Here is a 10,905-nt window from a genome sequence, read left to right on the forward strand (position 1 = left end):
TGAGCTTGATGCGGAAGGAGACCTGCATGTCCTCCTTCGTCACACCGTCCTCAAAGCCCGATCCCTTCATCTGCTTGCGGTAGTTTTCGAGAGCTTGGCCCTTCGTCTCGAACCTGAACTTCTCGACGTACTTGGACAGCTGGCCGTCCGTGAGCTCCTTGCGGATGTCCGCGATCTGCTTGTCGGTCGCCTCTCCGTCGGCGCAGCCGGCCTTGTTGGAATTGGCCGGGCACATGAAGACAGAGATTTCGAGGTCGGAGAGCCATTGGTCGCGGACCACGCCGATCTGCTTTTGCAGCAGCGACGCCGACCCGATGAACAGAAGGGAGACGAAGGTGACGAGCATGACCGAGACCGCCATTGCCCGATTCGACCACAGACCCTTGAGGGTTTGGGTGCTGATGAAACGCAGCCTCACCGCTTTTCACCTCCATAGACTCCGCGCGCCTCGTCCCTGACGACCATTCCGTCTTTGAGTTCGACGACGCGCTTGCGCAGCTGATTGACGATGCTCTGATCGTGGGTGGCCATGACCACCGTCGTGCCCGAACGGTTGATGCGGTCAAGCAGCCGCATGATGGACATCCCCGTTTCAAGGTCGAGGTTTCCGGTGGGCTCGTCGGCCAGAAGCACCTGCGGCCTGTTGACCATGGCCCGGGCGATGGCGACGCGCTGGCGCTCGCCGCCCGAAAGCTCGGTCATGTAGCGCTTCTCCTTGCCTTCGAGGCCGACCATCTCGATGACCTCGGGCACCTCGGTTTTGATCCTGTGGCGCGGCGCGCCGATGACCTGAAGCGCAAGCATGACGTTCTCGTAGGCGTTCTTGTCGCCGAGCAGGCGGAAATCTTGAAAAACGGCGCCGATCTGGCGGCGCAGCAGAGGCACGCGGCGCTGGGAGACTTTCGACAGGTCTTTTCCGAGAACGTGGACGCGGCCGGAAGTGGGGCGCTCCTCCGCGAGGATGAGCGAAAGCATCGTGGACTTTCCGGAGCCCGAGGGGCCCACGAGGAAGACGAACTCTCCGCGCTCGACGTCGATGCTGACATCGTCGAGGGCAGGGTGAGCGCCTCTTTGGTAGAGCTTCGTCACCTTGTCGAATGTGATCATAAAAACCGCCGAATTGATAACGCCATGGGTCGCATAGACCTTACGCGTCAACGGGCGGTTTCTCTCCTAGGCGCGCCGACGACGTCGAAATCCGGGCGACGACCGCCTGCGGACGGAACCTGCCTCTCGTCGGCCGGACCTCCCCTTTGCCGTCCGAGCCTTGAGCCCTCTTTTGGCGGCCACCCCTAAGCTCTTCTTTTCCCGGTTTGGCCGGCCGAGCCTCTCTGCCGAATTGGAAAGCTCTCGGCTCGCCGGGCTGCCTGGCGCCGGCCGTTTGCGGGCCGGCGCCGTCGTCACTCTCCTTCGCCGGCCTTGACGCCCGTCGCCCGCCATCGGATGCCGGCGTCGATGAAGCCGTCGATGTCGCCGTCGAACACCGCCTCGGGGTTGCCCGCTTCGTATCCCGTCCGCAGGTCTTTGACCATCTGGTAAGGCTGGAGCACGTACGAACGCATCTGATCCCCCCACGAGGCCTTGATGTCTCCGGCGAGCTCCTTCTTCTCGCGGGCTTCCTCCTCCTGTTTCAGGAGCAGAAGGCGGGATTGGAGCACTCGCATCGCAGCGGCTCTGTTTTGGATCTGGGACTTCTCATCCTGCATCGAGACGACGATCCCGGTCGGAATGTGGGTGATGCGGACCGCGGAATCCGTGGTGTTGACGGACTGCCCGCCCGGCCCCGACGAGCGAAAGACGTCGACGCGTATATCGGCTTCGGGAACGTCGATGTGGTCGGTCTGTTCAATGAGAGGAATGACCTCGACGGCGGCGAAGGAGGTTTGGCGCCTCCCCTGGTTGTCGAAGGGGCTGATGCGCACGAGGCGGTGCGTTCCGGCTTCGACGGACAGAGTTCCGTAAGCGTAGGGTGCGCCGACCTCGAAGGTCGTCGATTTGATCCCGGCCTCCTCGGCGTACGACGTGTCGAGCACCTTGGCGCTGTAGCCGCGGCGCTCGGCCCAACGCAGGTACATGCGCTGGAGGATCTGGGCGAAATCGGCGGCGTCGACCCCTCCTGCCCCCGAACGTATCGTCACGACGGCCTCGCGCTCGTCGTATTTGCCGGACAGCAGCGTGCGGATCTCCAGCTCGGACATGTCGGCGCCGACTTGTCCGAGCTCGCGCTCAAGGTCCGAATAGAGCTCCGCGGCCGTCTCAGGGTCGGAGCCGGCCTCCTCGTCGGCCATCTCTTTGAGAGCCTCAAGGTCGTCCAACGCGGCGGACATGGCATTGATTTTGTCCAGTTCGGCCTGGGCGTGCGAAAGCTTGGACGTGACGGATTGGGCCTTGTCTTGGTCGTCCCAAAGGTCGGGAGCCGCCGACGCCTCCGTCAGCTCGGCGATGCGCTTGCGCAGCCCCTCCGGATTCGACACGGAGGAGATCTGCTGGAAGGTCTTTCGCAGAGCTTCGATTTCTGCCTGATGATCGGTTGCCACGGCCCAAGGCTACCTCATGGCGCTTCGATTGCCCGCAGTTTGGCCGAGCTCGTCGCGCCGATGCGCACGGATCGCGGCCCGAAGCCGTCGATGGACAGGGGCAGGCGGACATCCGTTTCGAGCGTCACGGCGACGCCGCCCGGCCCGCGGGTTCGCCGACCCGGATTCCCATTCCGCCGATCTCGGCGCGCAGAGCGCGCTCGACCGGGACGTCGTCGTCGATGGCCTCTGCCGCGCTGCGCGCAGCAAGCCGTTCGTCCTCGGCGATCGACTCACCGAGGATCCGATTCAGGCCTCCGGCCTCCCGTGCGGATCGAGGCCTTCGCGCCGAACCGTCTCGCGCGCTTTCGCTTCGACGTCGCGGATCGCCTTTACAATTCGCAGACTAGACGCGGCGAAAACAGGCCGTCGGCCGCCATTCACACCCTGTGGATAAACACCCTTCACATGTGGATAAATCCGGTTGCCGAGAAGGTACGGTACCCAAAGCGGTGTGTAAAGAGGCATAGGCCATCGAAACGACGTAGGTTAACAACGTGAGCAATTCTCTGTATCTCGCAGCCCTCGCCGTTGCGGCGATCGACGGCTTGGAAGCCGTGAGCACGCGGCCGCCCTTCGTCAACACGGACGACTACGTCTCGGGCGGAGTGCTCGACGCGCACGGACGCCACTGGATGGTCAAATGTCCGAAGAACTCGCACGCTGCGACGATCATCGAAGCCGAGGCGGCCCTCGCGCCCAACCTCCTCCAGGAGCTGCGGCGCGGCAACCTTCCCTTCGACATCCTCCGCCCCGCCGGCTTCGTCCACGCGGCGACCGGAGGGCGGGCCGTCGTGTGCCCGCAGCCTTTCGGAACGGCGATCGACTGGGAGGACATCGGGCGCGACCAAGCCCGCGAGATTGGGCGGGTCATTGCGTCGATCCACTCGCTTTCGCACGACGTCATTGCCGACGCCGGCCTTCCCGTCTACAGCGCGACCGACTGGCGCATGCGGCTGTTCACCGAGCTCACCGACGTCGACGAGGCGAGCTCCCTCCCCCTCAACCTCCTTGAACGCTGGGAGGACGCTCTGGAAAAGTCCTCGAATTGGAAATTCGAGCCGACCGTAGTCCACGGCGACATCGACGCCGAGAACTTCCTGTGGTCCGACGGCGGAATAGCCACCGTCACAGGCTTCGGCGAGGCGAAGGTGGCCGACCCGGCGATGGACCTCGCCCCCTTCCTCTCCTTGGAAGAGAGCGTCTACGCAGCCGTCATTGACGCCTACGAGCACACGCGCGGCACGGGCATCGACGACGCGATGTACTCGCGCATGCTGCTCATGTCGGAACTGGCCATCCCCAGGTGGCTCATGCACGGTGTGCGCACAAACAACGAGTCAATCCAGAAAGAGGCGCGAAGCATGCTCGACGACCTGTCCAAGCAGGTCGCCGAGGCCGAATCTTAAACCGGCGCAGATCCCAAGACGCCGCGGAAAGATTTCAAACGGGCCGCCGCGGGCTCACTCTCGGGCGGGCCGCCAGAGGCCGACTCCGGCTTCCATGCCCGCGGCGAGCGAATCCTCGATGCGCCTGGCCACCTCCTCTTCCGTCAGTTTGGCCGCAGCGAGCGTCTGCCTTCCTTCCGGCTCTCGCAGATAGACGAAGCATGCGCCGACGTCCGCTATGTCCCGCCCGTGGGCGCGGGCCCAGGCCAGCCGATAGATCGCAAGCTGCAGCTCCCGGGAGGCCAAGGCTTCCCCGTCGGGTCGCCGCCCCGTCTTCCAGTCGACGATCGTCGCCGCCGAAAGGTCCGGCTCGGCGGAGGTGTCGAGGACAGCGTCGATCGTGCACCGCACAACGCGCCCGCCGATCACCGCCGAAAGGCTCTCCTCAACGGCGATCGCCGGCATGCGCGCCCACCTGCTGGCCTTGAACGCCTCGAGCAGACGGGCCTCCTCCTCGCGCGTGAGGACGTCCATGTCGACAGGCTGCTCCCCCTGCGCCATGACCGAGTCGATGTCGAGCCTGGCGGGGCGCTCGTAGAACTCGGCGATGCGCGAATGCACCTCGGTTCCTGTGCGCGCCGCCCGGCTCGGACGCTGCGGCGTCGGCCGGCGCCATTGGGCGAGAAAGGCCGCGGGGTCTTCGCTGAGGTGGACGACGTCGGTGGCCGTGACGTACGGGCGCTCCGGCACGGCCGGGCGGGACGCCGCCTCGCGCTCGCGGATGAGAAGGTCGGCGCTCCGCCGCCACATTGCCACGCGCTCGGGCGGAACGGGGCTTTCCCCGGGATTGCCGGAGCCTCCCCCGGAGCAGGTGGGTTCGGAGACAGGCCCGGCGCCGGGGCCGGCGCGGACGACGTCGGCCGGCCACAGGGGCAGATCGGCGTTCGCGTAGTCGATGACGGGCTCGGGCGGGCCTCCGGTCCGCTCGGTCGCCTCCGCAAGGGGCATCGTCGCCGGGCACTCCTCGGTCAGCTCCGACGGCCATTCGGGGCCGGCGACGTCGGCCGCGGGGAGGACGCCCGCGCCCTTGCGAACGTCGTCGAGGAAAACCGAGCGCGGCAGGAGGCTGACGGCGTCGTCCTCGACGAAGGACGGGGGGATCTCCTTGGCGGGCAGTCCGTATCCCGCCAGGAAGAGCTCCGCCTGGGGCCGCGTGAAGGCGACGTAGGCGAGGCGGCGGGCTTCCGCGTTTTCGTGCGCGGGGATGTCGGTGCGCAGGAATCGGCTGTAGGCCAGAGCGGCGTCGAGCTTCTCGGAGAAGTCGCTCGGGCGAAATCGGGGAAGGTGCGCGCGGTCGGCCCTGAGGGGGAACGGGAAGACGGCAGGGTCCGTGGTCCATGACTTGCCAGTCTCCTTTTCGGAGAACTGGGCGGAGACCATTTCCGGGATGGCCACCAGGTCCCGCCATTCGAGGCCTTTGGCAGCGTGGACCGTCAAGATTTGGACCACTCCGGCGTGCACCTCGACCTCCTCCGAGGCGTCGATTCCCGCTTCCTCCTCTCCCCCGTGTTCGTGGCGTTCGACGAGGTCGAGCCAGTCGACGAAGTCTCGGACCGAGGCCCCCGGATGTGCGGCCGAATATCCGCGCGCCAGCGCGACGAACGAATCGAGGGACGTCCGCACCCGCTGGGACCCTTCGGTCCGACAGGCCGCGGCCAGGTCGAGCCCCAGCTCCGAGATGCATTTTTCGACGAGGTCGGCGAGGGGCAGGTGGACGGAGGATCGCAGCGAGGCCAGCGATTTCGAAACGAGGCTCAGGCGGCTGAAAGCCACCGAGTCCAAGGCCAAGCCTCGGGAGCCGACCCACTCCTGATCTGGAAGGCAGCTGACCGCCTCGACGAGGCTGGCCTCGGCGCGAGGGTCGAGCGGCATATCGCCCACGGACCGCCGCGCCAGCTCTCGAGACCATTCACGGAGGGCCCTTATGGCGTCGCTGCCCGTGCCCCAGTGGAGCAGCAGCCGCACGAGCAGCCCGCCGCGCGAAGGGCGGGCGAGGACGCCGAGCGCGGCGCGCACCGTGACGATCTCCGGGCGTTCGATGAGGCTCTCGCCTCCAACCATCTCGTACGCGACCCCCCTTTCGCGCAGCGCGTCCGCGACCCGTTCGATCGAGGAGCGCTTCCTGCAAAGGACGGCGATCTCCGGCTGGGCGCCCCGCGTGCGGGAAACCTCGGCCCGAACGTCCTCGACCCTCCGGGCGATCGCCCGGTAGGAGTCCTCGGCGAACAGCGGGCGGGCTTCGACGACGCGCCCGGGGCCGCAGCCCGGCCTCGCTTCGAGCTTGCGCACGCCCGCGGCGGCCTCGTTGAGGGGCGCGGCCACGGCGTTCGCCGCGTCGAGGATCGCCGCGTCGGAGCGGAAGGAGGTCGAGAGCGTCAGGCGGCGGACCGGCGCCTCGCCCGCGAAGGCGACCGCGAAGTCCGCCAGCGCGTTCGCGCTCGCCCCGCGCCAACCGTAGATCGCCTGGTTGGGGTCGCCCACCGCGCACACGGACCTGCCCTCGCCCGCCCCGCCGAGCGCGCGGCGGAGGAAGACGGCCTGGTTGACGGAGGTGTCCTGATATTCGTCAAGCAGCACTAGGCGGTGCCTCGAGGCCGTTTCCTCGCCGATCCGCCCGTACCGCCCGAGCACTTCGGAGGCGGTTGCCACCTGGTCGGCGAATTCGACCAGCCCGAGGCTCCGCTTGCGCTCCATGTAGGCTTCGACGGCGGGAAGGCACGCCAGCTGCAGGGCGAAGTCCGCCTTCGCCAGGGCCCTCCAGTCTCTTTTGAGCCGTTCCCATTCGGCCGATTCCATGCCGGCGTCGGCCATGTCGCCCTTCGTGAACCTCCTGGGGTCCTCCCCGAGGCGTTTGAGGGCGGCGGCCTCGCCCTCGAAGAACTCGCGCATCTGCTCGACGGAAACCCCGTTGTCGATCCCTCCGGCGGCGAGGCACAGGGCGACCTCGACGATGCGCGCGCGGCTGTGGCGGGAGGCGACGTCGGGGTCGACGGCGCCTTCGGCGACGACGGAGTCCATGAGCTGGAAGCGCTCGGCGTCGGTGACGAGCCGCGCCGTCGGGTCGGCGCCCACGAGCATTCCGTACGAGGCGGCGATGTCAGACGCGAAGGCGTTGTAGGTGGAGATCGTCGGCCGGGCGAGGGACGACCGCGAGGTCTGGCCGGTATGCGGCAGCATCCCGGCGGCCCGCAGGCGCCCGAGGGCGCGGTCCACGCGCTGGCTAAGTTCGCCCGCGGCCTTGCGGGTGAACGTCAGGCCGAGCACCTCTTCGGGCGAGACGCGGCCCGCAGCCACGTGATAGGCGATTCGATTGGCCATCGTCGCCGTCTTCCCCGACCCGGCGCCCGCCGTCACGAGGATCGCGGCGTCCTGGGACTCAATGACTTCGCGCTGCTCCGGCGTCGGCATTCGGTCGCCCGCGAGCCGGCGCATGACCCGCTCGTACGTCGCTTCGCTCACGAGGCCAGCCTTCCCTGGGATTTGGCCGGGCACAGCGAGACGAAACGGCACGTGCGGCAGGCCTGCGACGGGCGCGCGGGGAATTCGCCGCCCCGCAGCAGGCGGCCGGCCTGCCTCAGGCGCTCCTCTGCGAGCGCCTTGCCTTCCGGACTGAGAGGCCGCTGTTCTCGCCGCGCGGGCAGTTTCGTTTTCAACGTCTGCCCGAGATAGACGAGCGCCGCCCCGCCGTCCGCGGGGAGGCCGGACTCGCCCATCGCCCACTGGTAGAGCTGAAGTTGGACGTTGTCCTCGGCCTCCTTGGCCGAGACCGCGCGCTTGCCGGTTTTGAAATCGACGATCCGCCTCGCCGCGCCGTCGTGCTCGACCCTGTCGATCTTGCCGCTGAGCACGACGCCGTCCTCCATATCGACCGATATCCGCCGCTCAACCTCGGCGCTGCCGCCGCCGCGGGCGAAGTCCTCGAGATAGGCGGCAAGCCCCTCGACGAGGATGCGCGCCCGGGCGTATTCGGCCTGCGCGGCCACGGGGTCCTCAGGCTTGTCGAAAGCCGCCCAGCTGGCCTCGAAGTCGCCCAAGATCTCCTCGCGGCTCGAATTCGCCGACCTTTCGGCGATCGCGTGGACGAGCGTTCCTATGTCGGCCGTCCTCCTGTCGTCCGAATCCTCCGCCCCCACGAGCGAAAGGAAGCCCCTCAGGGGGCAGTCGAGCATCGTTTCGACGCGCGACGGAGAGACGACGACGGTTCCGCCCGCCTCGATCCCCCTCGACGACGTCGGCTCAAGGGCCTCGGCCCACGTGCTCTGATCGGCCTGCCGGAATCCGGCCTCGCGCAGGCGCGCAAGGACCTCCTTGGCCTCGCGCCCGCCGGCTCCGAACCGGCGTATGTCCGCCACCAGGCCGACGACGTCGAGCTCCCCCTCGGCCGCCCGAGGGCTTTCCAAGACGAGACGGCCGGACGCTGCGGCAGCGTCGCGGGCGCCGTCGGAATCGAGCGCGGCGGAAGGGCCACGTGCGTCGGCGAAGTCCGACGGCCTGTCGGACCGACGGGCGTCGCCCGAGCCTTGCCGGCCGGCGGAGGCGGCGTCCCGGAGCTCCTCGGTCACAAAGCCCATGAGCTCGAAGAAGCGCGAGGGGCGCGCCTCCTCCGAATCCACGCAGGTGAGCAGAAGCTCGCCGTCGGCGCGGGTGATCGCGTGGTGGAGCTGGCGCAATTCGTCGTCGAGGATCTCCTCGTAGGCCTGGCGGCGTCCGGCGAGCCCGTCCGCGCCGGACGCGCCCGGATCGCGCCCCGTGACGATCTGGGCCAGCCTCCCGGTCGCCGTGTACGTGTCTCGCAGCCGCATATTCGGCCACAAGCCGTCCTGGAGCCCCGCGACGACGACGAACTCCCACTGCCTGCCGATGGAGGCGTTCGGAGTGGTCAGCGTCACCGTTTGGGCGGCGGCTCCGGCCCGGGCTATCGAGTCTTCAGGCAGATTGTGCGTCTGGAGTTCGTCGAGGACGACGTCGATGGGGACGTCGACGTCCCTGTCCGCCATACGCTGGGCCACGCGGAAAAGCTGTATGACCGAATCGAGCGCCGAGTCGGCCGCGTCCCCGGCGGTCCCGCCGCGCAGAGCGGCCTCGCGCCACTCCTCGGCCTTGCCGCTGCTTTCCCACGCCGCCCAGAGCACTTCCTCGGCCTGGCGGTTCGAGCGTTCAGCCGCCTCGCGCACGGTTTCGAACATTCGGGCCGCGCGCAGCAGATCGCCGATTCCCCGGGGCGCGGCCTCGCTCAGACGCGAGGGGCCTTCGGCCGCGAGGGACAAAAGCTCGGATTCGCTGCGGCTCCCGCCGCGGGCGAGCTCTCCGCCGCGCAGAATCCTGCCGATCTGGCGCAGGCGGAGGGGGTCGATTCCCACGAGGGGGCCGGTCAGCACTCGGACGAGCTCGGCGTTGTCGGACGCTCCGTCGAGGGCGAGGCGAATGAGAGCGAGGAGGGCGTCCACGGCGGGCTCTTCGCGCAACGGGCGGTCGGTTCCTATCTGTCCCACGGGGACCCCGCGGCGTACGAGGGAGGCGCGCAGTCCGGGGTGCGTCGAACGCGACCTCGTGACCACGGCCATCTCGGAATAGGGGATTCCCCGCAAAAGGCGCGCCTCGCGCACGGCCCGGGCTATGGCCGCCGCCTCTTCCTCCGGGTGGACGAAGCGCCGCGCGCTCACGCTGTCGCGCCGCTCGGCCGCCTTCGGGCTGCGCTGGCGGGTCCCGCCTCCGCCGACTCGAATGGCTTCGGCGAGAGCGTCGGCGACCCCGGCGATCTTCGGGCCCCCGCGATGCCGCTGCCGCAAAGCGACCGTTCGGCTGCCGAGCCCGCGCGGGGCCGGGGCGGCGACGTCGCCGGGAAGCGAGGCGACGCCGCCCCTGAAGCCCTGCACCGCGCAGTCGGGGTCGCCCGTGGTGACGACGGAGGCGCCGTCGGCGGCCAGCTCCGCGAGCAAGCCGAGCACCGACCTCGGCGCGTTGTGGATGTCCTCGACGACGGCCCAATCCCATCGCGGCCGGGGGTGCGGCCCGGGGACGTTGGCCTCCCAGTCCCGCAAGATCGCGGTCGCCGCTCCGACGAGGTGGGCGTGGTCGAGCCGGTCGGGAGCGTCGGCCGTCCCGGCGAGCGCGTCGCGCGCCGTCGTCACGCCTTCGTACAGGCCTAGAAGCTGTCCCCCCGCGACCCACATCGGTTCGCCGTGCTCTCGCCCCAGGTCCTCGAGCCGCCGAGGCGAGAGCCCCAACTCGCACGCGCGGGTGAGAAGGTCGCGCATTTGGGCGCGGAAGCCGCGCTGCCGCCTGAGGCCGTCGTCGACGAAGTCGGGGAACTCGACGCCCGTTTCGGGGTCGGCGAGTATGTCGGACAGCAGCGCGTCCTCCTCCGGGCCGGAGATGAGCTCGGGCTCGCGCCTTCCCACCGCCTGCGCGTAACTCTGGACGATCCCGTAGCAGAAGGAGACGAGCGAGCGGACGCTCACCCGCTCCGAGAGCGAACCGTTCGTCAGCGACACGGCCGATTGAAGCGAGGAGGCGGCCCGCCTGTCGAGGGTGAGGACGGCGATGCGGCGGCCCAGTGCCGCCTCGCGTGCGACGAGCGCCGCGACGACGGCGGATTTGCCCGTGCCCGGGGCGCCCAGGAGGCTGACGCGGCACGGCGCCCGGCATGCCTCGAGGGCCTCCCTCTGCCACCGGTCGAGCTGCACGTCGCTCACCGTCTCGCCTCCTTCCGGCCCGAAGGCCCCGTTTCGCAAAGCATCCGGCTCGGCGCCGGATCGGACCGCGCGGCCGCCCTCGGGGCAAGCCCGCGAACACACGCCTGCGCGTCCGCGATTCGCCGCGGCTGCCCAACCTCCGCGTTCGGCGGCGGAAGCGCCCGCGGGCCCGTACGAGGCCCGACC

The 10,905-nt window shown here is 68.9% G+C and carries 6 protein-coding genes; 1 reads left to right on the plus strand and 5 read right to left on the minus strand.

What is annotated here, in order from left to right; all coding sequences use genetic code 11:
- The 3 genes from ACO48X_RS08965 to prfB form a co-directional block, all read right to left on the minus strand.
- Positions 1-418, minus strand: a 418-nt coding sequence (locus ACO48X_RS08965) for a cell division protein FtsX (RefSeq protein ID WP_485001747.1), incomplete at its 3' end; no start/stop codon positions are given.
- On the minus strand, positions 415-1,107 hold the full coding sequence (ftsE, locus tag ACO48X_RS08970) for a cell division ATP-binding protein FtsE (protein ID WP_040323213.1): 693 nt from the start codon (positions 1,105-1,107) through the stop codon (positions 415-417). The genes ftsE and ACO48X_RS08965, both read right to left, overlap by 4 nt.
- Positions 1,108-1,400: 293 nt before the next feature.
- Positions 1,401-2,537, minus strand: coding sequence for a peptide chain release factor 2 (prfB, locus tag ACO48X_RS08975; protein WP_485001748.1), 1,137 nt, complete (start codon positions 2,535-2,537; stop codon positions 1,401-1,403).
- A gap of 536 nt (positions 2,538-3,073) precedes the next feature.
- Here prfB and ACO48X_RS08980 point away from each other — a divergent pair.
- Positions 3,074-3,985: a phosphotransferase gene (locus ACO48X_RS08980; RefSeq protein WP_485001749.1), complete on the plus strand. Its 912-nt coding sequence runs from the start codon at positions 3,074-3,076 to the stop codon at positions 3,983-3,985.
- A gap of 54 nt (positions 3,986-4,039) precedes the next feature.
- Here ACO48X_RS08980 and ACO48X_RS08985 read toward each other — a convergent pair whose 3' ends face one another.
- Complete coding sequence (locus tag ACO48X_RS08985) at positions 4,040-7,483, minus strand: ATP-dependent helicase (protein ID WP_485001750.1); 3,444 nt, start codon at positions 7,481-7,483, stop codon at positions 4,040-4,042.
- Entirely contained in the window at positions 7,480-10,719 is a 3,240-nt protein-coding gene (locus ACO48X_RS08990; protein ID WP_485001751.1) for a PD-(D/E)XK nuclease family protein, read from the minus strand. Before ACO48X_RS08990 ends, ACO48X_RS08985 begins: the two co-directional genes overlap by 4 nt.
- Between the last annotated feature and the right edge of the window lie 186 nt (positions 10,720-10,905).

It is taken from the genome of Peptidiphaga sp. (assembly GCF_057238965.1).

Bases quoted from the DNA above. Each gene is read 5' to 3' on its own strand.
- ftsE (WP_040323213.1), bottom strand. From the start codon at position 1,107: ATGATCACATTCGACAAGGTGACGAAGCTCTACCAAAGAGGCGCTCAC.